Raw genomic sequence first — 622 nt, 5'->3', positions numbered from 1 at the left:
ACCAGTCATGCCCGGCTGATCTCCGATCGGCTGGCGGCGCTGGTTTTCTGGGGCTGGCAGGCAGCCTGCGTGGCAATGCCGATCAGCTACGCGCTGGGCTACACCACGTCCAAGGAATACGCCGAGATGGAGTGGCCGATCGCACTCTGGGTGACGCTGATCTGGGTGCTCTACGCCTATCTGTTCTTCGGCACCATCGCCCGCCGGCGCATCCGGCACATCTATGTCGGCAACTGGTTTTTCGGCGCCTTCATCATCGTCACCGGCATGGTGCACATCATCAACCACGCGCTGGTGCCGGTAGGGCCGCTCAAGTCCTACTCGCTGTATTCGGGCGCCACCGATGCGATGGTGCAGTGGTGGTACGGGCACAGCGTGGTGGGCTTCATTCTCTCGGTCGGCTTTCTCGGCATGATGTACTACTTCGTGCCCAAGCAGGCCGGGCGGCCGATCTACTCGTACCGCCTGTCCATCGTGCACTTCTGGGCGATCATCTCGATCTACATCTGGGCCGGCCCGCACCACCTGCAGTACACCGCGCTGCCGGACTGGGCGCAGAGCCTCGGCATGGTGATGTCGATCATCCTGCTGGCGCCGAGCTGGGGCGGCATGATCAACGGCA

The 622-nt window shown here is 63.2% G+C and carries 1 protein-coding gene; it reads left to right on the top strand.

Annotated features, from left to right (window positions below; translation table 11 throughout):
* Positions 1 to 622, top strand: a 622-nt coding sequence (locus CXQ94_RS23860) for a cbb3-type cytochrome c oxidase subunit I (RefSeq protein ID WP_181034369.1), incomplete at both ends; no start/stop codon positions are given.

The sequence above is a fragment of the Arthrobacter sp. GMC3 genome (genome assembly GCF_002929305.1).
Classification (GTDB): domain Bacteria; phylum Actinomycetota; class Actinomycetes; order Actinomycetales; family Micrococcaceae; genus Specibacter.
This window is presented reverse-complemented; position numbering and strand designations above follow the sequence as displayed.